The following is a 20,116-nucleotide window of genomic DNA, read 5'->3' as shown; positions in this document are numbered from 1 at the left end:
CTCCTTAGTCTGATACAGCTAATAATTTTTCGAATTGTTCTCTCACTTGTGGCACATCCAGACCAACGATCACTTGGAAGGCGTTGCCGTTGCGAACAACACCATGAGCACCAGCGCCTTTAAAGATGTCATCTGGCAGCACTTGGTCTTGATCTTTAACGGTGATTCTTAGGCGAGTGGCACAATTAGTGACTTTATCGATATTATCGCGACCGCCAAACCCTTCTAAGTAGACTGCGGCTTGTTCGGTGTAGCGATTGGCACCAGCAATCACTGGCGTTCCAGTGTTGGATTGTTTTTCTTTGTAATCTTTTTTGGTGTATAGTTTGACTTCGCTATTGTTTTCTTCCCGTCCTGGTGTGGCTAACTTAAATTTGAGGATCAAGAAGCGGAAAACAAGGAAATAAAGGGCAGTAAAGACTAACCCGATCACCAGCTGCGTGAAGATCATACTGCGATGATTTTGAAATAGCGGAATCCAGACCTTCGCCAACAGATCAATCAAGCCGCCCCCCATATCTCCAATGACCCCGAAGGCAAACATCGTTGCCGCCATGGTCGCTGCTAAAACAGCGTGCACCGCAAAGAGGGGTGGTGAGATAAAGAGGAAGGTGAATTCCAATGGCTCAGTGATACCAGCTAAAACGGCAGTTAAAGTGGCAGGGATCAAAATCGCTAAGACCTTCTTTTTGTTCTCAGGCTTGGCTGTGAAATAAAAAGCAGCAGCGATCCCTGGTGCAGCAAAGATCTTAGAATTGCCATGTAAAGCAAAGCCCCCTTCAGGGAAAAGCTCTTTCAATGGTCTGGTGGATTGGGCAAATTCTTGTAAATGTGCCATCCAGTATTTGGAGATTCCTTCTTCGACGACAGCGGGACCAAAAACAAAGGGGGTATACACGAAATGATGGAGACCTGTGGGAATCAATATTCGCTCTAAGAAAGTATAGAGCCAGACCCCAAAGACCCCAGCACTTGCTAGAAACCCTTGCATGGACCCAATGCCAGCTTGGACTTTCGGCCAAATCAATGCGATCAAAAAAGCAACTGGCAGCATTAAAAAGAAACCGAGGATCACGACAAAGGAAGAGCCTTGGAAAATTCCGAGAAAATCAGGCAGCTTCGTATCGAAAAACTTGTTGTGAAGATAGACGACGATCGCCGAAATAAAAATTGCTCCGATAATACCAGTATCTAATGTTTTGATGCCAGCGATCATTTTCAAACCACTCTCACCGCCGGGATCAGCTGCAAAGTTGACACCGAAGAAGTTACCAAAGTACTCGATCATGCCAGAAATAAAATAATTACAAGTAATATAGACGACAAAGGCTTCCATTGCCGCTCGCGCATTGGCTTTTTTTGCGAGACCGATCGGTAATCCAATGACAAATAATAATTCCATTTGGTTGAAGACCGTCCACGCTCCGTTTTCAATGATCGTCCAAATGTTGTACCAAGTAGAGCCTTCAGTGGCGATGCTCCCCACAAGCATCGGATTTTTAAAAATAATACACAGCGCGACCATGATCCCTGAAAAGGAAAACAAGAGGACCGGGGTAAACATCGCACCGCCAAACCGCTGAACTTTTTCCATCATAATTTCTTAACATCTCCTTTCAATTTTTACTACAATCTCAGTATAGAAAAGAAAGATAGCGGTTACAATAAAGTGAGGCAGCATAGGAACGTAGAAGCAAACAAAGAGAAAAAGTGGCAACTGCGGGGAAATTTCCCATAAAAAAACAAACCTGCGAAAAACAGGTTTGTTTGCTACGTACGTGTATTTAAATTTCGACGTTGCCATAACGATTGGCAAGGGCGGTGCGGATCAAGCGCTCTGCCAAATGCTCATTTCTTGCAAGGAGCGGTCCGTGGAAGTAAGAGCCGAACACATTGCGGTAAACCACGCCTTCGGTTTGGTCTTCGCCATTGTTTCCTTGTCCTTGGATGACTTTCCCCAATGGTTTTTCCCCTTTACCTAAGAAAGTACGGCCATTATGGTTTTCAAAGCCATAATAGGTCTCATCGAATTCTTCATTGTGGATCACGATGTCACCGATGAACCGATTGTTTTCTTGGCTTAAGGTGTAATGATCCAAGGCACCTATCCCATTGATTTTCTCGCCGTTGGCACCGATGTAGTAATGACCCAGCAATTGATAGCCGCCGCAGATCGCCAGCATGACGCCATCATTTTCGATATAGCTGGTCAGGGCTTCTTTTTTTGATTGGATATCTTGTGAAACGATCACTTGTTCAAAATCTTGTCCGCCACCGAAGAAGACGAGATCATATTTTTCAGGATCGAAGGGCTCGTGAATGCTGACGACTTCTGCGTTGAAGGTCACGCCTAGTTTTTCGGCCACGTAGCGCAGCATCAAGAGATTGCCGTTGTCGCCATAAGTATTCAAAAGATTTCCATACAAGTGGGCAACATTCAGTTGATACTTAGTCACGACTCATTCCTCCTTTGATATAGCCTTTTTCCGCAAGCTTTTTGCGTAGCTGCAAGACTGCAGTGTAAGTCGCTAAAATATAGACTTTTTCTGTTGGTAAGTCTGCGATTTGCTTGATGACGTCATCAAGTTCAGGGGTTTCAATGATTTTTTCTTCAGGGATCCCCGCAACTTTTAGCCGCAACGCCATATCTTTGTGACGATCACCACCAGCGATCACTTGAGGAATCCCCATATCGGCAAACGCTTCATGGTCGCCATCCCAAATCCAGCTGACGTCGATCCCATCTGCGTAGTTGGCATTCAACAAGCTGACTAGCGAGAAAGGATAGGGCGACAGGCCGATCATATCGATGACTTGGTTCAAACCAACAGGGTTTTTAACTAAGACTAACGTACATTCTTTGTCCCCAATGCGGATCACTTCTTGACGACCAAAGACTTTTTCGTCATAGGCCAAACCAGATTTGATTTTTGCAGGTGCTACGCCATAATATTCCGCAACCGCAGTTGCCGCCAGCGCATTGTAGACATTGTACATCCCACCAACTTCGATGCGATAGTCGTTGCCATCGATCACAAAGTCAGCAGAGGTGTTGTCCATTGCGGTCATTTCCGTCAGTTTATAATCCAATTCTGGTCGATGGAAGCCGCAATTTGGGCAGTAGTATTTTCCAAGATTGGCATAGGTGATCATTTTATAATGTAAAATGTGATGACACTCAGGACACAACACGCCATCCGTATTGTAATGGGCCATCTGCTCTTCATCTGGCAAATGATCAAATCCATAGTATTTCCGCGGATTGACAGTTGCTACCGAATTGAACAGTGGCGAATCCCCATTGCAGAGGATCGTAGCTTCCGGTGAGTTTGCGGCACCTTCAACGATCATTTTATAGGTCGTATAGATCTCGCCATAACGGTCCATTTGATCGCGGAAAATATTAGTGAAAACGAACAATTCAGGTTTGATGTACTTCGTTACTTTGCTGAGACTGGCTTCATCGATTTCTAAAACCGCAAATTTTTTGCCTTTTTTAGGGCGTGCCGATAGAAAGGTTGAAACGATCCCTTGAACCATATTGGCGCCGGTGGGGTTCGTCAATACTTCATCAAATTCTTGGCGCAAAATATTGACAGTCAAGGCAGTCGTCAATGTTTTGCCGTTGGTGCCTGTGATCACGACGACTTGGTAATCTTTCGCCAAATGATCTAATATATGTGGATCAACTTTTAATGCTAATTTACCAGGCAGGCTTGAGCCGCCTTTGAAAAAGTTCTTTAATACCCATTGAGAGGTCTTACCGACTGAAACAGCCAGATGACTTCGTATTCCCATAATGTAACCCTCCATTAGAGCGAATGCTTTCATTGTGCAAATTCAATTTATCATACCATATACCAAGAAAAAGGTTAAATTGCTTTTGCGATTCTTTAAATTTCTGCAAAGACCATTCTGATAAATGGCTCTTTTACTTGCGATGATCAAAGGCTTGAAAAGCAAAACAGCAAACCTGGCAGAAGGTTTGCTGCTGCTTTAACCGATAATGATTTTTTCCGTTGGGTACTCGTAGCCTAAGTCACGTGTTTCTTTTGGTACGAATAACATCAAGGTGTACAGCATACCGACACGGCCGATAAACATCAAAAGAGCAATCACGAGTTTGCCGATAGTTGATAAATCACCCGTGATTCCTAAAGAAAGCCCTGTGGTTCCAAATGCCGAGGAAACTTCAACAATGATGGCGATCAAAGGGATATCCTCGATGGCGGTCAAGAATAAGACACAAAAGAAGCACATGCCCATCGAAAGCATAAAGACCACCACTGATTTGCGGACGTCATCTTGATCGATCCGGCGACCGAAGATATTGATATTGTCCTCACTTTTCAAGAAGGCATAGAGGTACAGCCCAATGATGGCAATGGTCGTCGTCCGAATCCCCCCACCAACAGAGCTGGGACTACAACCAATAAACATCAGCAAGGAGAAAACGATCAACGTCGTGGTTTGAAAGTTGCCTAAGTCATGGATCTGCAGGCCAGCATTCCGCGTTGTCATGGAATAAAACATGCTGTTCATCCACATACCGCTAAAGCTGTAATCTTTGAACAAATAATCTTTCTCAAGGAAAAAGATCGCTAATGTACCGCCGACAAAGAGGATCACGAAAGCCAAAACAGCAATTTTTGTGAATAAAGAAAAGCGAAACGGCAAGCGGCGGCGTTGTTTTTTCATTTTAAAAAGGACCCATTCCCGAAAGTCCATGATCACTGGAAATCCGATCCCCCCGATAAAAATCAAAATCATGATACACGTCAGGAAGAAATAATCATGGGAAAACGGCAAGATGGAATTGCCCGTCACATCAAACCCTGAGTTGGTCACAGCAGAGATCGCTTGATAAAATCCATAAAAGATCGCATCTCGCCAATTGTCATAATAGCCGTAAAGATGAAAATAAACAGCGAAGATCGTGCCTGCTACCACCTGACAAAGCAAGATAATGGTAAACGTCGTTCGAATCATCCGAACGATCCCACTAAGCTTTGGCTGATTCATATCCGTCATGATCAACTGGCGCTGCTTTAAACTGATTTTGCGCCGTGAGACGATCGCAAAAAAGGTCGAGATCATCATGATCCCTAAACCGCCGACTTGAAAGAGGACTTCCAATAAGATGACCCCGTGGTCGTTAAACACGTCATTGATCGGAAAAGTAGTCAGCCCAGTGACACTGACCGTGCTGACCGCCATAAAGAACAGATCGATAAACGCGACATGAGAGCCGGGTTCTCGAAAGAAGGGGAGTGAAAAAAGCCCCAAAGAGACCACCGTCATCACGATATAATAAAAAACAATCACTTGGATTGAAGACACATTCTGGGAAATAAACGTCTTGCTCCTGCGCTGCGTCAAGCGGGCAAAGCGGGTAAAGTTCATTACAAAAAACCCCTCACTAAATAAACTATCCCCAGTATACCAAAGAACCAAGTAGATTTGAAAGAAAGCAGGATAGAATTCATGGGAGCAGAAATTGTGTAAGGAAAAGCTTTTGGAAAGGGCCGTTGGGTTAGAGGAAACGATCAGGCTGTGGTTCTTGCGGCAGCTTGATCGCTTAAGAAACTTAAAAACTCGAAGCAAATCAGTAAGGATTTCACGATTTCAGAAGAAAACGCTGGCAATTTATGAGAAGATAAAAGAAGTAAAAGATAGCAGCGACGATCCGCACGGAACAATAGCGAGAAAGCGGACAAAAAAGCGCATCAAATTTTTTGAAAATCGAGACGGAAATGGGGAGTATCATGAAAGACGTAAAAATTATTTTTTTCGATGTTGATGGCACACTGATCGATATGAGCAAAAAGCAAATCTCTGAAAGAATGTTAGCCACATTAAAAGCCTTGAAGAAGCAAGGAATCCTGTTGTGCATTGCGACTGGCAGAAGTCCCATCGCGTTGCCGCAATTTGAAGGCGTGACCTTCGATGCGTTTTTGACCTTTAACGGATCGTATTGTTTTAATCAAGCCGAGGGGATCCACCAAAACCCCATTCCTAAAAAAGATGTTCAGCAAATCATTGAAAATGCGACGGCACTAAAGCGTCCAGTAGCGATCGCAACGAAGGATCGAACGGTTGCCAATGGCAAAGATGCTGACTTAGTTGAGTATTTTTCCTTTGCCCACCAAGAAGTGATCGTGGCAGAAGATTTTGATGAGGTGATCCAGCAGCAAGACATTTTCCAAGTGATGCTTGGCTCAGGGAAAGAAGACTACGCCAAAGTGATGGCAAATACCACGGAGGCGAAAATCACCGCCTGGTGGGATCGCGCAGTCGATATTATTCCGGCCAGCAGTGGGAAAGGAAGCGGCATTGCCAAAATGCTGGCTTACTATGGCTTGGATAAATCTGAAGCCATTGCCTTTGGCGATGGCAACAATGACATTGAGATGCTGGAGGCAGTCGGATGGGGTCTCGCAATGAATAATGCTTCGGATGAGTTAAAAGCAATCGCCGATGAAGTGATCGGTCACGTAGCCGAGGAAGGCATTTATCATTACTGCTTAGAAAACGGGCTGCTGGGTGAAGTCGTGCAGTGATGGGCAATGCGCCAGTTGCTGTCGCCCGCTAAGAATATGCGCAGCCAGGATCGCTACTGCGTGTCTGTTTGATCAAATAAAAAAACTGTTTCCGAAATGTATTAGGGAAACAGTTTTTTTGATATAAAGTTGTTTAGCAATGAGTACGGTTTACAGCGCCTCCACCGCTTCGATCGCCTGATAGACTTTTTCGGGTGTGATCGCAGGATCAATCAAAATAAAGGTTTCTTCTTCTTTGACAGCATAGGTCAGAACCGAGGCGAAGTAATCCCGATCAAGGCGTGTCACGTGGAGATTCTTCAGCTTCATTGGCAAGTGCAAAGCTTCGTAAAATGGCCGTAATTCTTCAATCACATCAAAATCATTGGTATAGGCAAGCTGGACCCAAATGCAGTAGGCGACTTTGTTGCCGTGCAAGACGGTATGGGTCTCACTCAAATAAGACAAGCCGTCATGCAGCGCATGCGCACCAGACGTGCGGCCAAATTCGACTGCAAAACCACCAACTTCGCCTGCCAAAGCAATGATCGCATCGGTGATACGGGCGAAGGCGGGGGTCAGCTGCCCGACTTCTAGGTCTTTGACGGCTTGGATCGCATCGGCAATCAACAAGTTTTTGATCAAAAGAGCGCTTTGGAAACCTAGCCGTACTAAGGCAGTCTTGTCGTCTTCTGCCATGTTGCGGACGATGGCTTCCATTTCATAATATTTGGCTAACGTATCAGCGATCCCAGCGATAAAGTAATCAACGGGTGTAGCTAGTAAAAAACGGGTGTCGACGATCGTCATGTAGGCACCTTTTTTGGCATAGTCGATTTTACAAATCGTATGATCAGGGTAATAGGCGACGATCACCGGGGTGAAGGGTGCACAGTTAGAAACCAATGTAGGGATCACGATCAATTCTGCGCCAAGGGTTTGGGCGGTGATTTTTGCTGTATCAGCGACTTTGCCGCCGCCGATTGCCACTACGGCATCCGCTTGCTGGATCGTTTCAGCTAAGGCTTGCGCATTTTCAAAACTCGATGATCCATCGTAGCGGTAGATCGGGTAGTCAAATGAATGGGGGTAATAGGCTGAAAACACATCGAATGACTGCTCCCCAGTGATCACAGCAACTTCTTGGAACTCACTTAAGTACTCTGGCAAATCAGCTAAGACCCCATCGCCAGTAATATACCGATTAGGACCTGGACGGACTTCATTGGCTAACATCAAACAAACACTCCTTTATAATCGTCAGAATTTTCTAATCAGTGTATCGCGAAAATGCCCTGACTGTCAATTTCCTTTTGGCAAAAGAAACAGAAAACAGCCGATCTGCCTTGAGAGCAAATCGGCTGTTAATGATGAATCGGGAGGCATGCTCCAAAAATGTTAGGCCCAGTTTTGGCGAATAAAGCCAGCTCGTCCTGAGCCTTCGCTATAAGCATTGTAATGGGCTGCATTTTTTTTGTAAAAATCTTGATGATAGTCTTCTGCAGGATAAAAAGGTTCTGCTGGTTCGATCTTCGTTACGATCGGACGGTCAAAGCGGCCGCTAGCTTGCAACTGCGCCTTTGATTTTTCCGCAACCGCTTTTTGTTCTTCACTATTGTAAAAAATCACTGGACGATAGGAATCACCACGGTCGGCAAACTGACCAAACGCATCCGTGGGGTCTGTCTGCTGCCAATAGATGGCAACCAATTCTTCATAAGAGATGACCTCAGGATCAAAGGTGATCTCAACTGCTTCGGTGTGACCGGTGGTTCCTGTCGTTACTTGTTGGTAGGTTGGGTTAGGCACATGGCCGCCAGTAAAGCCAGAAACCACTTTGAGGATGCCTGGCTGCGAGTCAAAAGGTTTCACCATGCACCAAAAACAACCGCCAGCAAAAATTGCCGTATCTTTCATAGGTATTCCTCCTTTGCTTCTATGGTATGCTTCTAGTAGAGAAAAACAAGAGATATGCTTGTAAGAAGGAAAAAAACAGAAAATGAGTTCTTTACGAGAAAACAAAATGAGAAAGAGAGGCACAACCAATGTTAGACAAATCAATTCCATATGCAGAAATCTGGATGAAGCGAGCGCACAAAAGCACACCGATCCAGCCCATTCAATCCGATAACTATTCATTACGCAGCTACCAAGCAGGAGACGAAAGGCACTGGGCACGGATCGAAACATCCGTCGGAGAGTTTGACAATGAGGCCGAGGCATTGGCGTATTTTGAAAAGGAATTTATGCCCGAGCAAGCACAGCTAGGACAGCGAATGTTTTTTGCCCTTGATCAATCAGGTACACCGGTCGGTACGGCTACCGCTTGGAAAAAAGCCAAGCAAGACGGCACACCGGTTCCATTAGTCCATTGGGTAGCAGTAATGCCGCAAGCTCAACGTCAAGGAATCGCTCGCGGCTTGGTCACGCAAGTCGTTTCTGTCTTGGAGGCAGCCAACGAACCAATGTACCTTCATACGCAAACCTGGAGCCATGCAGCAATCACGCTCTATCAGCAGCTCGGATTTGTGATCATTGCAACGGATATCAATGGGAATGAAAATCCAGAATATTCGCTGGCTTGTCAAGTATTGGCAGAAGTTGCTCAAAAAGCCAGAAACGAGTAAGAGATGGCGGCGGCAAAAAATCCGTTAATTTTTCGTAAAACTCTTGCGTAAAAGGCGGCAGGTGTCGAATTTAAGTCTGTAAAAATTCTCCTTTTTCAAGTATAATACCAAAGGAGTATGAGGAAGGATGGGCGAGATGGCACAGCTTTTTTTTAAATATGGCGCAATGAATAGTGGGAAAACGATCGAGATACTGAAAGTTGCTCACAACTATGAAGAACAAGACAAACCAGTCGTGATCATGACAAGTGGATTGGACACGAGAAGCGGTGTGGGAAATGTTTCGAGCCGCATCGGCTTAGAACGAGACGCGATCCCGATTTTTGATGAAACGGATCTGTTCCATTTGATCAAAGACCTCGGTTACAAACCTTATTGTATTTTGATCGACGAAGCACAGTTCCTAAAGAAGCATCACGTGTTGGCTTTCACCAAAATCGTAGACGAGCTAGGTATCCCTGTGATGGCCTTTGGTTTGAAAAATGATTTCCGCAATGAATTATTTGAAGGCTCAAAATACTTGCTGCTTTACGCAGATAAAATCGAAGAGATGAAAACCATCTGCTGGTTCTGTCATAAAAAAGCAACCATGAACTTGCACTATATCGACGGAAAACCCGTTTACGAGGGCGACCAAGTACAAATCGGCGGTAACGAAGCGTATTATCCTGTTTGCCGCAAACATTACTTTCACCCGGGAATGAAAAAAGAAGGAGAATAATCAATGTACGATCAGTTACAAGCAATCGAAGACCGTTACGAAGAATTAGGCGAATTACTAAGTGATCCAGCCGTGATCTCTGACACCAAACGCTTCATGCAGCTTTCAAAAGAAGAAGCCAATACACGGGAAACGGTGGAAGTCTACCGTCGTTACAAAGAAGTCGTTGAGGGAATCAAGGATACCGAAGAAATGCTTGGGGAAAACCTTGATGCGGAAATGGCAGAGATGGCCAAAGAAGAACTCTCTGACTTGAAAAAAGAAAAAGATGTTTTAGAAGAACGCATCAAAATCTTGTTATTGCCCAAAGATCCGAATGATGACAAAAACATCATCATGGAGATCCGTGGTGCAGCAGGCGGCGATGAAGCAGCCTTATTTGCTGGCGATCTTTTCAATATGTATCAAAAATATGCGGAAAACCAAGGCTGGAAAGTCGAAGTCATGGATGCCAACGTCACTGGGATCGGCGGCTACAAAGAAGTCATCATGATGATCACTGGCGACAACGTCTTTTCAAAATTGAAATATGAGAGCGGCGCCCACCGAGTGCAGCGGGTACCATCTACCGAATCACAAGGCCGAATCCATACGTCTACGGCAACGGTCGTGGTTATGCCTGAAGCTGAAGAAGTCGAAATCGATATCGCAGACAAAGATATTCGGACCGATATTTACCATGCCTCTGGTGCTGGTGGTCAGCACGTCAACAAAACAGCTTCTGCTGTTCGTCTGACTCACTTGCCAACAGGGATCGCTGTAGCGATGCAAGATGAACGTTCACAGCTGAAAAACCGTGAGAAAGCGATGAAAGTCTTGCGGGCACGGGTCTATGACCAAATGCAGCAAGAAGCACAAAGCGAATACGATGCAAACCGTAAATCAGCAGTGGGTACCGGCGATCGTTCTGAACGGATTCGCACCTATAACTTCCCGCAAAACCGCGTAACAGATCACCGTATCGGGTTGACTATTCAAAAATTGGATCAAATTTTAGCTGGAAAACTCGATGAAATTGTTGATGCACTGATCGTTTACGATCAAACATCAAAATTAGATGAGATGCAAAATGGCTAAAACCTATCGAGAAGTCCTTTCACGGGCTTCTTCTTTTTTAGAAACGAAAGGGCTGGACGGGTATGCGATCCAATACCTGTTTTTACAGCGAAAAAACTGGCAGCAACTCGATTGGCTGCTGCAGATGGACCAACCCATCTTAAGGGAAGATGAGGCACAGATCGCAGCAGATCTTGAACAGCTGCTGCAGCATGAACCACCGCAATATTTATTAGGGTATGAAGAATTTTATGGGCATCGCTTAAAAGTGACCCCTGCAACCTTGATCCCGCGTCCAGAAACCGAAGAGCTGGTGGAAAACTGTCTGACAAAATTACCAGCAGATCAGCCGCTGCGAGTCGTAGACATCGGCACAGGTACTGGAGCGATCGCCATTGCCTTGAAATTAGCACGTCCCCAGTGGGCCGTAAGTGCCGTGGATCTTTCAGCAGAGGCATTAGCCGTTGCTAAAGAAAATGCGGCAGCCTTAGGCGCGGAGATCCGCTTTTTCCAAGGAGATACCTTAGAGCCCGTGGCAGATCAGCAATGGGATCTGATCGTTTCCAACCCGCCGTATATCAGCGCTGAAGAGTGGCCGCTGATGGATATCAGCGTAAGAGAAAAAGAGCCTAAGATGGCGCTTTTTGCTCAAGAACAAGGATTGGCGATCTATAAGCAATTGGCACAGCAAGCACCGAATTGTTTGGCGCCTAACGGGCAAATGGCGCTAGAAATCGGCTTTCAGCAAGGATTAGTTGTTCAACAGCTTTTTGCAGCCGCTTTTCCCAACAAAGAAGTCACCGTAGTAAAAGATCTTGCGGGTCAAGACCGGATGGTGTTCGTCAGTCATCCACAAGATGTGGATAAATAATTTTTTTGCTACAGAAAAATTGCAAAAACCTTATGAAATGAACAACTTCTAAATAAACCGAGTTATAAACAGGGTTATCCACACTTGACAAACGACTTATCCACAAAATGTGGAAAAGAAACGAGAAAATGTTGATAAGTGTGGAAACTTCTCAAAAAAGGATGTGGATAAATTGTGGAAACAAAAATTTTTGATCAAACACAGTTAAACGAAGCCGCAGCTATTTTAGCTGAGGGGGGATTGGTGGCGTTCCCGACGGAAACCGTCTATGGACTAGGGGCTAGCGCGCTTTTGCCCACGGCTGTTGCGCAAGTATATCAAGTCAAAGGGCGACCTAGTGACAACCCTTTGATCGTTCATATTGCCGAGCCAGAGCAGTTGGAACCGTTTGTGGATAACAAGCATCCTTTTGCTGATAAATTGATGGAAACTTTCTGGCCTGGGCCCTTAACCTTGATCTTTTCGATCAAAAAAGACAGTTTACCTAGCATTGTTACTGGCGGCTTATCCACAGCGGCGTTTCGGATGCCAAACAATACCAAGACGTTAGCGTTGATCAAGCAAGCCCAACAGCCATTGGTTGGTCCTAGCGCGAATACATCTGGTAAACCAAGCCCAACATCAGCTGCGCATGTTCAGCATGATCTGGCAGGCAAAATCGCTGGCATCTTGGATGATGGGGTGACGCAGATCGGTGTCGAATCAACGGTCTTAGATTTGAGTGACCCAACGGCGCCGCCGATCATCTTACGTCCTGGTGCGATCTCTAAAGAACAGCTTGAAGCAGTTTTACAAACAAAAGTCCTCGTCGATCAGCACTTAGTAACAGAAAGTGAAGCACCCAAAGCGCCGGGCATGAAATACAAGCACTATGCACCGAATACCAACGTTCTGATGGTCAATGACCAAGATTGGCCGGCAGCCATGGCTTGGGCAAAAGAACAGCAGTTTAAGGTAGGGGTTTTAGCTGGACCAACGATCGCCGAGCAAGTCCGCTTTGAAGCTGCAGCCATCTATTTATTTTTTGATGACAGTGTGGAAGCCGCGACAAAAGGGCTGTTTGCTGGTTTACGGGCGTTAGATGAATCGATTGCTGAGTTAGATGTCTTATTTGCACCCACGTTTCCAGAAAGCGGCTTAGGGGCTGCTTATATGAATCGGTTGAAAAAAGCTGCAAATCAAAGTTTCTTTCAAGAAAATTAGCAAAAAACCAGAATTCATTATAGGTAGCTTATGAAGAAATGTGATACAATGCTACCATTAAGGTAAAGGGGTGTTGTAAGCATGGATTATCAAACGTTTGATCCCGAATTGTGGCAAGCGATCGAAAAAGAAACGAATCGTCAACAAAACAATTTGGAATTGATTGCGTCTGAAAATATCGTTTCAGAAGGTGTAATGGCTGCGCAAGGTAGTATTTTGACAAATAAATACGCTGAGGGTTATCCAGGTCGTCGTTACTATGGCGGTTGTGAATTTGTTGATGTGGTAGAAAACTTAGCAATTGAACGGGCGAAAAGTATTTTCGGTGCGGCATATGCCAATGTTCAACCGCATTCTGGTTCTCAAGCCAACACAGCAGCTTATTTAGCGTTGATCGAAACAGGCGATACAGTATTAGGGATGGATCTTTCCGCAGGCGGTCATTTGACTCATGGCTCACCAGTGAATTTCAGCGGCAAGACCTATAATTTTGTTAGTTATGGTGTTGATCCTGCAACAGAAGTCATCGACTACAATGTCGTTCGTATTTTGGCGCGTAAGCATCAACCGAAACTGATCGTTGCTGGTGCCAGTGCTTACTCACGTACGATCGATTTTGCGAAGTTCCGTGAAATCGCTGATGAAGTTGGCGCAAAATTGATGGTGGATATGGCGCATATCGCTGGTTTAGTAGCGGCTGGTCTTCATCCAAACCCAGTTCCTTATGCGGACATCACGACTTCTACGACCCATAAAACATTACGCGGCCCTCGAGGCGGCTTGATTTTAACAAATGATGAAGACTTAGCGAAAAAAATCAATAGTGCCGTTTTCCCTGGTATCCAAGGCGGCCCATTAGAGCACGTGATCGCAGCGAAAGCTGTTGCTTTTAAAGAAGCACAAGATGAGTCGTTCAAAGAGTACTCTGAGCAAGTCATCCGCAATGCACAAGCAATGGCGAAAGTCTTCAACCAAGCACCACAAGCCCGCTTGGTCTCTGGTGCAACAGACAATCACCTATTATTGATCGATGTGCGCGGCTTTGATTTGAACGGCAAAGAAGCAGAAGCTTTGCTGGATCAAGTCAATATCACCGTCAATAAAAACTCGATTCCTTTCGAATCACTAAGTCCTTTCAAAACGAGTGGGATTCGCGTGGGGACACCAGCGATCACTAGTCGTGGCTTTAAAGAAGAAGATTGTGTCGAAGTGGCGAAATTGATCGTCAAAGTTTTAGAAAAACCAAATGATGAAGCCGTTTTGGCAGAAGTCACGGCGCAAGTCAAAGAATTGACGGACAACTATCCACTTTATAAAAATAAATAAAAGGGGACTGTGACAGAAGTTAAGGTCAGACAAGACGTCTCACGCGTTTTTCCTGCGCTACAGCTCTTTGATCACCGAAAGTGATAAAGGGGCTAGAATGAACGCAGAGGCGTGTTTCATGCCGTCTTGTCTCCTTCCTTCTAACACAATCCTTTTTTTGAGGAAAAGCAGCATTGCCTGAGGCAGATGGTTGTAACAAGAGCCGATTTGCTTTAAAATAAGAGAAAAACCAAAGGAGATTTTTTTAAATGGGTAAATTTCAAGTAATCGATCACCCGCTGATCCAACACAAATTAACAATGATCCGCGACAAGAACTGTGGAACAAAGGTTTTCCGTGAAGTTGTTAATGAAATCGCAATGTTGATGGCGTATGAAGTGTCTCGCGACATGCCGCTTGAAGATCTAGTGATTGAAACACCAATTGAAGAATCAACACAAAAAACACTATCTGGTAAAAAGGTAGCGATCATTCCGATCCTGCGCGCAGGTCTGGGCATGGTTGATGGTATCCTTGAATTGATCCCAGCCGCAAAAGTTGGTCATATCGGGATGTACCGTGATGAAGAAACGCTAGAACCACACGAATACTTCGTAAAATTACCTGAAGACATCGATGAACGTCAATTATTTATCGTTGACCCAATGTTAGCTACGGGCGGTTCAGCGATCATGGCGATCGACGCACTGAAAAAACGCGGCGCTTCAAACATGAAATTCGTCTGCTTAGTTGCTGCACCAGAAGGCGTGAAAGCATTGCAAGATGCCCATCCAGATGTTGACATCTATACTGCAAATCTTGATGAACGCCTAAATGAACACGGCTATATCGTTCCTGGTTTGGGCGATGCCGGTGACCGTCTATTCGGTACAAAATAAATCAATATAAATAAGACAAAGGCAACTGAAGTTTTGCCTCGCCAATGATGCCTTGGAAGAAGATCGACAGCCAAAACGGTTCGATCTTCTTCCATGGCTTTTTTGTGCTTTTTAAAAAATCAGACCATGAAAAAAGGAGAAAATCAACTGATTTTCTCCTTGCATTAAACGGGTTATAGTTTGGTTAATTGTTTGTAATTGATGATCAATACACCATTACTTTGCGAAACTAATTTCTGGTTTTCTGGGGTTTCGTTCAGCTCGACCACCGCAGAGTTTTTCAACTGCTTTGTGATGGTACCAGTTTGTTTCTTCCCATGGAACGTGAACATGACAGGAGTAGCGACCTCAAACGTTGAACCTTCTTGTGACGGGACAATTGTTGTTTCGAATTTACCAAATGTTGCCATGTAAAAACCTCCTTGATACTTCTATTATATCACAATTTTCGGAAAATTTCAGTAAGTAGATTTTTTTCAGCAGACCTCTTTACAAAACAACCGTTTTTGCATATAATTTTCTTTGTGCCATACAACGCCAGCTTAGCTCAGTTGGTAGAGCAACGCACTCGTAACGCGTAGGTCACAGGTTCGAATCCTGCAGCTGGCATAAGAAATGAAAAACCATGAATCTTCTTTTAGAGGATTCATGGTTTTTCTTTTGCATGCGATAAGTAATCTCAATTTTTCCTGGTTTACCCGGTAACTGTTTTTATTCGCCCATTAGCATTACATGGCATGTCCTATTTCGCACACGATTTTGATCGAAATCAACAAAATAGATATAGCCTACTGAACCGATCTCTAGCTTGCCGTTACTTAAAATAAAGCTTTCGCTTGCACCGAAAAAACTCGAGCGAATATGTGCATCGCCGTTTAAAATCGTTGCTGGATCTGTTGGGTAGTTTGGATCGTCCAGACTCATCAAAAATTCTAAATGCTTTGGTCCAGGATAACGGTAATCGGTATTTTCTGATAACTCACGAGGAATAATCTTATCGAGAATTCGGTTTAAATCAACTTGAAGAAATTCATCTCCGTTAAAGTCTGTATCATGCATGTATTCTTCAAAGATAACCGAACAGGTCGTATGAGGAGACTGTACGAGACAGATTCCATTTGAAATTCCACTTTTTTCAACCATCGTTTTCACTTCTTCTGTGATGTTGTGGTAAGATACTCGATTCCCGTTAGAAGTTAACGTCAATTGCTCTTTTAAAAATTTCACAGTGTTAATCCTCCTTTTTATACTTCACCGCTTGTTTGATCATTTCTGTAAGGGTTTGAACTGGATCTTCTGCTTGCACAATACCGCTTGTCCCACCAGTGCCATCAGCCCCTGACGACAAAGCTTTTTCAACATCGACAGCACTAGATATACCAGCTGCCTGCAGAATTAGGATTTCTGGATCAATTTCACGAACAACACGATTTGTTTCCGTCATGTATTGAAGATCACTGGTTTGTCCTGTTCCAATTAGTTCTGTTGGCTCGCAAACCATCACATCGGGTTTTAGGGAAGCTGCGGATCTTGCTTCAGTCAATGAATTCGCACAAACAATTGTTAAAATTCCCAATTCATTTGAGCGTTGCATCGCTTTCGTCAGTTCTTGCAATGTCATGGGGTGTTCAGCATGGTTTAAAAAGGTAGCTTCAGCACCGGCTTCTGCCACTGCTTCGGGTAAAACATAACCCATTCCTCGACCGATTTCGATTCCGTCTAAATGTTGAACAGTGATGAATAAATATGTTGTTGCTTGTTTAATTAGAGAAACGTCTGCTTGCTGCACAGTAAATAGAATGTCGATGTCATATAAAGACGACAACTCATCAGCAGCTTTTGCCAATGCCAATGCTTGTTTTCCATAAAGATAGGCTTTGGGATTGACGACAAAGAACGGCGTTCTTAAAGTTCTTTTTTTCATTAGCTTTCTCCTTCACGATAAGATTTGGTATGAAAGACTTTAAAATAGTGCTCGAGTGTCTTGGACATTCCATTGCTTGCTGAGTGAAGTAGATCGAAATAGTCATTTGGTTGATTTTTGTGAATTTCATTCATAGCAGCAGTGACGAAGTCCGTAAAAATATTTATTTTACGGATACCTTCTAAGGCACATTTTTCAAGGTTTTCATCGCCAGAAGAGGATCCGCCATGCAGAACAAGAGGAACATTGACGGCATGGTGTATTTCATTTAAAACGTCAAAATTTATTTTGGGTATCCCTTGATAATGTCCGTGAGAGGTGCCAATAGAAACTGCCAACGAATCAACACCGGTTAATTTGGCAAATGCAACAGCCTCAGAAGGTTCTGTGTAAATAGATTGACTATTTAGGGCTGATTCCAGACTGTTTTCCGACCCAACGTGCCCGATTTCCGCTTCAACAACGACACCATTTTTATGAGCGTAATCGGCGATCTCCTTTGACCGACGGACATTTTCTTCGAATGACTCCTCAGAAGCGTCGATCATTACGGAAGTAAAACCTAAATGAATGGCTCTTTTGATGACCTCTTCATCGGTACCGTGATCTAGGTGCAGAGCGATAGGTGTAGTGCTTTTTTTTGCTAAAAATTTTCCAATCATGGCAGCCTCTTCTAAAGTCAACATGTTCATATGGGATTGAGCGAAGGCCAATATCAAAGGTTTGTTCAAACTTTCAGCAGTTTCCGCGTATGTTCTTGCACTAGTTAAGTCGAAAAAATTTGCTGCGGGTAATGCATAGTTGTGTTTTTCTGCATGTGCGAATAGTTCTTTTGTTGTGACCAACATAGGGCATTCTCCTTACTCTTTGATTTTCTTTTCGATTTCCGCGTACATCTCTTCTGTACCAATCCCTGTTAAGAGCGGTAGCCCCATAATTACACGATCTTTGATTGAGTCTGGAACAACCGTTGTACTCACCACGATGTCATAGTTATCAATTTTATTCATCTCATCTGCCACTTTGGATTGATACAGTTTCACTTGATCAGTTAATCCTTTTTCTTTCAGCCATTCTTTTACTTTATTTGTTACAATTGTTGAAGTTGCAACACCTGTACCACACATAATCAGTAATTTTTTCATTATCATTTCCTCCTATTATTTCGATGTTTGTTTCTTGGGACGAATTTTATTTACATAAATCAATCCAAACAAAACAGAGATGCCAATTATGGCTAAACCGCCCCAGCTTAATATTTTGGTTAAGCCGACATAAAGGAATGTGGTCCATAAACCACCTTCAGCCATAGCAGTGATCATAGAGTTTCCTTGTAGATCAAAGTTTGCGGATCGAGCAGCAGTAGTGACAAGCGGTGCTGCCCACGAAGTAATATATAGAATGCTTACCATATAAATCGTTCCAGCAATTACTGTTCGAATGATGTTTCCTCCAAAAACAGCAGCCATCAAGCAAATCAGAAAGGGAATAGTTGCTAAATCACCAAAAGGCAAGGTCGTATTGCCAGGTAGAACTACGGCTAACAAAATAGTGATCGGAACTAAAAGCAATGAGGAAGAAAGGACAGCTGGATGACCAACCGATAATGCTGCATCCATACCGATGTAAAGCTCTCTTCCAGGAAACCGTTTTTTGACGAATTCATTTGCAGATTCAGAAATAGGCGTTAGACCTTCCATCAGTAAAGCCACCATTTTGGGCATCAAAACCATCACAGCGCCTGTTTGGACGGCTAATTGGCCGACCCCTGCTGTGTCATATCCGGCAAGTATTCCCATGATAAGACCAATCAAAAAGCCCATAACAGTAGAGTCGCCAAAGACACCAAATTTTTTCTGAATGGTTTCTGGATCTGCTTTCCAATCTTTTAGTCCTGGAATACGATCAAAGAGCCAATTCATCGGTAGTGCAAAGATGAATCCTGGTGCGGCGGTACCATGAGGAAAAGTAATATTAGGAAATCCGTAGAACTTATTAATGATCGGACCTAAAATATCTCCCATTAAAAGAATCATCATCAAATAGATGACGGTCGCCGCGATTCCCATTGCAAAATCTCCAGTGAGGGCATAAATCAGAGAAGAGATGAAGGCTGCGTGCCAAATATTCCAAATATCTACATTCAATACTTTAGTCAGCCCTAAAATGATGAGTAGAACATTTAGGACCACACCAATCGGAATCGCAAGACTTCCTAAAATCGTCCCGTAAGAAATTGCCGCTGCGGCAGGCCATCCGACATCAATCGTTGTCAAATTTAATCCTAAACGTTCAACCATATGCTGTGCTGCGGGACCCAAACTGCTGCTTAGAAGGTCAATCACCAAATTCAATCCAACAAACCCAACACCAACAGTTAAGGCTGAAGTAAAGGCTTTGCTAGGTTTTGTCCCCAAAATTATTCCAAAAATAAAAATTAAAATCGGCAAAACAACGATTGAACCTAGATCAACGAACCACTGTAATGCATTTAACATAATTGTTCCTCCTTTTTATTGCAGTCCATTTTTTTCAATAATCGAAAGATACGCTTCTTTAGTCGTTACTGAGGATAGGGCTTCCAAAACCCCGGGTGTTTGAAACATAGAGATAAGATTTTGCAGCATACCCAATTGCTCATGTGGTTCCTTCAGTGCAAGCATGAACAACAGGGATACATCGATTTTCTTTTCTTGTGAACCCATTTCAATAAATGAAAGGGGAGAGGCAAGTGACATAAAAGCGACTTGGGATCGTAAAACAAATTTGCTGTCCGTGTGTGGGATCGCTACCCCAATGCCGTTAATTTTTAAACCTGTAGGAAAGGTTTCTTCTCGCTGTACGATATTTTGATAGAACTGATCATTTACACAATGAGTTTTGATGAGTTCGTCTGCTAATAGTCGAAAAGCTTCCTCTTTTGTTTTAGAATCTTTTTCAAGTAACACGATTTGGTGATCAAAAAACATGA

21 protein-coding genes and 1 tRNA gene are annotated in these 20,116 nt (G+C 43.8%); 9 read left to right on the top strand and 13 right to left on the bottom strand.

The window, feature by feature from the left end; genetic code table 11:
• Window positions 1-4: 4 nt before the first annotated feature.
• The 4 genes from A5878_RS15120 to A5878_RS15105 form a co-directional block, all read right to left on the bottom strand.
• Complete coding sequence (locus A5878_RS15120) at window positions 5-1,597, bottom strand: alpha-glucoside-specific PTS transporter subunit IIBC (protein ID WP_034869042.1); 1,593 nt, start codon at window positions 1,595-1,597, stop codon at window positions 5-7.
• Between the two features lie 187 nt (window positions 1,598-1,784).
• Window positions 1,785-2,456, bottom strand: coding sequence for a type 1 glutamine amidotransferase (locus tag A5878_RS15115; protein ID WP_005227859.1), 672 nt, complete (start codon window positions 2,454-2,456; stop codon window positions 1,785-1,787).
• Entirely contained in the window at window positions 2,449-3,798 is a 1,350-nt protein-coding gene (locus A5878_RS15110; protein ID WP_005227862.1) for a Mur ligase family protein, read from the bottom strand. Before A5878_RS15110 ends, A5878_RS15115 begins: the two co-directional genes overlap by 8 nt.
• 198 nt (window positions 3,799-3,996) lie before the next feature.
• Complete coding sequence (locus A5878_RS15105) at window positions 3,997-5,454, bottom strand: TrkH family potassium uptake protein (protein WP_223597487.1); 1,458 nt, start codon at window positions 5,452-5,454, stop codon at window positions 3,997-3,999.
• A gap of 311 nt (window positions 5,455-5,765) precedes the next feature.
• Between A5878_RS15105 and A5878_RS15100 the strand changes: the two genes are divergently transcribed.
• Window positions 5,766-6,560, top strand: a complete 795-nt coding sequence (locus A5878_RS15100) for a Cof-type HAD-IIB family hydrolase (RefSeq protein ID WP_005227867.1) — start codon at window positions 5,766-5,768, stop codon at window positions 6,558-6,560.
• 150 nt (window positions 6,561-6,710) lie between these two features.
• On the opposite strand, the gene A5878_RS15095 is transcribed toward A5878_RS15100, so the two are convergent.
• Window positions 6,711-7,775, bottom strand: a complete 1,065-nt coding sequence (locus A5878_RS15095; protein WP_034869045.1) for an iron-containing alcohol dehydrogenase family protein — start codon at window positions 7,773-7,775, stop codon at window positions 6,711-6,713.
• A 162-nt stretch (window positions 7,776-7,937) separates the two neighbouring features.
• On the bottom strand, window positions 7,938-8,456 hold the full coding sequence (msrA, locus tag A5878_RS15090; protein WP_005227878.1) for a peptide-methionine (S)-S-oxide reductase MsrA: 519 nt from the start codon (window positions 8,454-8,456) through the stop codon (window positions 7,938-7,940).
• Between the two features lie 128 nt (window positions 8,457-8,584).
• On the opposite strand from msrA, the gene A5878_RS15085 reads away from it, so the two are divergent.
• The 7 genes from A5878_RS15085 to upp all read left to right on the top strand — a co-directional run bounded on the left by A5878_RS15085 (window position 8,585) and on the right by upp (window position 15,221).
• On the top strand, window positions 8,585-9,166 hold the full coding sequence (locus A5878_RS15085) for a GNAT family N-acetyltransferase (protein WP_005227879.1): 582 nt from the start codon (window positions 8,585-8,587) through the stop codon (window positions 9,164-9,166).
• A gap of 136 nt (window positions 9,167-9,302) precedes the next feature.
• The gene (locus tag A5878_RS15080; protein ID WP_005227882.1) at window positions 9,303-9,887 is read left to right on the top strand and encodes a thymidine kinase; all 585 of its coding nucleotides are present in this window, start codon (window positions 9,303-9,305) and stop codon (window positions 9,885-9,887) included.
• Window positions 9,888-9,890: 3 nt separating this feature from the next.
• Window positions 9,891-10,964 carry a peptide chain release factor 1 gene (gene prfA, locus A5878_RS15075; RefSeq protein WP_005227884.1) on the top strand — a complete coding sequence of 358 codons (1,074 nt, stop codon included), beginning with the start codon at window positions 9,891-9,893 and terminating at the stop codon, window positions 10,962-10,964.
• A complete protein-coding gene (gene prmC / locus A5878_RS15070) occupies window positions 10,957-11,814 on the top strand; it encodes a peptide chain release factor N(5)-glutamine methyltransferase (RefSeq protein ID WP_005227886.1) in 858 nt (285 codons plus the stop codon). The genes prfA and prmC overlap by 8 nt, the downstream gene beginning before the upstream one ends.
• Before the next feature lie 174 nt (window positions 11,815-11,988).
• Window positions 11,989-13,017, top strand: coding sequence for an L-threonylcarbamoyladenylate synthase (locus A5878_RS15065; RefSeq protein ID WP_005227888.1), 1,029 nt, complete (start codon window positions 11,989-11,991; stop codon window positions 13,015-13,017).
• Between the two features lie 81 nt (window positions 13,018-13,098).
• The gene (glyA, locus tag A5878_RS15060; RefSeq protein WP_005227890.1) at window positions 13,099-14,343 is read left to right on the top strand and encodes a serine hydroxymethyltransferase; all 1,245 of its coding nucleotides are present in this window, start codon (window positions 13,099-13,101) and stop codon (window positions 14,341-14,343) included.
• Window positions 14,344-14,591: 248 nt separating this feature from the next.
• Entirely contained in the window at window positions 14,592-15,221 is a 630-nt protein-coding gene (gene upp / locus A5878_RS15050; protein ID WP_005227894.1) for a uracil phosphoribosyltransferase, read from the top strand.
• Window positions 15,222-15,394: 173 nt separating this feature from the next.
• Here the strand turns inward: upp and A5878_RS15045 are convergent, their stop codons facing one another.
• A complete protein-coding gene (locus A5878_RS15045; protein WP_005227896.1) occupies window positions 15,395-15,631 on the bottom strand; it encodes a hypothetical protein in 237 nt (78 codons plus the stop codon).
• 126 nt (window positions 15,632-15,757) lie between these two features.
• On the opposite strand from A5878_RS15045, the gene A5878_RS15040 reads away from it, so the two are divergent.
• Window positions 15,758-15,830 (top strand) — tRNA-Thr (locus A5878_RS15040).
• A gap of 102 nt (window positions 15,831-15,932) precedes the next feature.
• On the opposite strand, the gene A5878_RS15035 is transcribed toward A5878_RS15040, so the two are convergent.
• The 6 genes from A5878_RS15035 to A5878_RS15010 are packed head-to-tail and all read right to left on the bottom strand — an operon-like array spanning window position 15,933 to window position 20,114.
• Window positions 15,933-16,448, bottom strand: coding sequence for a YjbQ family protein (locus A5878_RS15035; RefSeq protein ID WP_005227898.1), 516 nt, complete (start codon window positions 16,446-16,448; stop codon window positions 15,933-15,935).
• A 4-nt stretch (window positions 16,449-16,452) separates the two neighbouring features.
• Window positions 16,453-17,145, bottom strand: a complete 693-nt coding sequence (locus A5878_RS15030; protein ID WP_005227900.1) for a triose-phosphate isomerase — start codon at window positions 17,143-17,145, stop codon at window positions 16,453-16,455.
• Complete coding sequence (locus A5878_RS15025; protein ID WP_005227902.1) at window positions 17,145-17,993, bottom strand: class II fructose-bisphosphate aldolase; 849 nt, start codon at window positions 17,991-17,993, stop codon at window positions 17,145-17,147. Before A5878_RS15025 ends, A5878_RS15030 begins: the two co-directional genes overlap by 1 nt.
• A gap of 12 nt (window positions 17,994-18,005) precedes the next feature.
• Window positions 18,006-18,290 carry a PTS sugar transporter subunit IIB gene (locus A5878_RS15020; protein WP_015510443.1) on the bottom strand — a complete coding sequence of 95 codons (285 nt, stop codon included), beginning with the start codon at window positions 18,288-18,290 and terminating at the stop codon, window positions 18,006-18,008.
• A 15-nt stretch (window positions 18,291-18,305) separates the two neighbouring features.
• Window positions 18,306-19,643 (bottom strand): PTS galactitol transporter subunit IIC, encoded by a 1,338-nt coding sequence (locus A5878_RS15015; protein WP_074536139.1) that lies wholly within the window; start codon window positions 19,641-19,643, stop codon window positions 18,306-18,308.
• 15 nt (window positions 19,644-19,658) lie between these two features.
• Window positions 19,659-20,114, bottom strand: coding sequence for a PTS sugar transporter subunit IIA (locus A5878_RS15010; protein WP_005233600.1), 456 nt, complete (start codon window positions 20,112-20,114; stop codon window positions 19,659-19,661).
• Window positions 20,115-20,116: the final 2 nt, after the last annotated feature.

The sequence above is a fragment of the Enterococcus sp. 3G6_DIV0642 genome, assembly GCF_002140635.1.
Lineage (GTDB): Bacteria > Bacillota > Bacilli > Lactobacillales > Enterococcaceae > Enterococcus_D > Enterococcus_D casseliflavus.
This window is presented reverse-complemented; position numbering and strand designations above follow the sequence as displayed.

Excerpts from the sequence above, each read along its gene's own strand:
- A5878_RS15085 (WP_005227879.1), top strand. The coding sequence starts at position 8,585 with ATGTTAGACAAATCAATTCCATATGCAGAAATCTGGATGAAGCGAGCG.
- prfA (WP_005227884.1), top strand. The coding sequence starts at position 9,891 with ATGTACGATCAGTTACAAGCAATCGAAGACCGTTACGAAGAATTAGGC.
- glyA (WP_005227890.1), top strand. The coding sequence starts at position 13,099 with ATGGATTATCAAACGTTTGATCCCGAATTGTGGCAAGCGATCGAAAAA.
- A5878_RS15120 (WP_034869042.1), bottom strand. The coding sequence starts at position 1,597 with ATGATGGAAAAAGTTCAGCGGTTTGGCGGTGCGATGTTTACCCCGGTC.
- A5878_RS15025 (WP_005227902.1), bottom strand. The coding sequence starts at position 17,993 with ATGTTGGTCACAACAAAAGAACTATTCGCACATGCAGAAAAACACAAC.
- A5878_RS15045 (WP_005227896.1), bottom strand. The coding sequence starts at position 15,631 with ATGGCAACATTTGGTAAATTCGAAACAACAATTGTCCCGTCACAAGAA.
- A5878_RS15080 (WP_005227882.1), top strand. The coding sequence starts at position 9,303 with ATGGCACAGCTTTTTTTTAAATATGGCGCAATGAATAGTGGGAAAACG.
- A5878_RS15010 (WP_005233600.1), bottom strand. The coding sequence starts at position 20,114 with ATGTTTTTTGATCACCAAATCGTGTTACTTGAAAAAGATTCTAAAACA.
- A5878_RS15100 (WP_005227867.1), top strand. The coding sequence starts at position 5,766 with ATGAAAGACGTAAAAATTATTTTTTTCGATGTTGATGGCACACTGATC.
- A5878_RS15030 (WP_005227900.1), bottom strand. The coding sequence starts at position 17,145 with ATGAAAAAAAGAACTTTAAGAACGCCGTTCTTTGTCGTCAATCCCAAA.
- prmC (WP_005227886.1), top strand. The coding sequence starts at position 10,957 with ATGGCTAAAACCTATCGAGAAGTCCTTTCACGGGCTTCTTCTTTTTTA.
- A5878_RS15095 (WP_034869045.1), bottom strand. The coding sequence starts at position 7,775 with ATGTTAGCCAATGAAGTCCGTCCAGGTCCTAATCGGTATATTACTGGC.
- msrA (WP_005227878.1), bottom strand. The coding sequence starts at position 8,456 with ATGAAAGATACGGCAATTTTTGCTGGCGGTTGTTTTTGGTGCATGGTG.
- upp (WP_005227894.1), top strand. The coding sequence starts at position 14,592 with ATGGGTAAATTTCAAGTAATCGATCACCCGCTGATCCAACACAAATTA.
- A5878_RS15020 (WP_015510443.1), bottom strand. The coding sequence starts at position 18,290 with ATGAAAAAATTACTGATTATGTGTGGTACAGGTGTTGCAACTTCAACA.
- A5878_RS15110 (WP_005227862.1), bottom strand. The coding sequence starts at position 3,798 with ATGGGAATACGAAGTCATCTGGCTGTTTCAGTCGGTAAGACCTCTCAA.
- A5878_RS15015 (WP_074536139.1), bottom strand. The coding sequence starts at position 19,643 with ATGTTAAATGCATTACAGTGGTTCGTTGATCTAGGTTCAATCGTTGTT.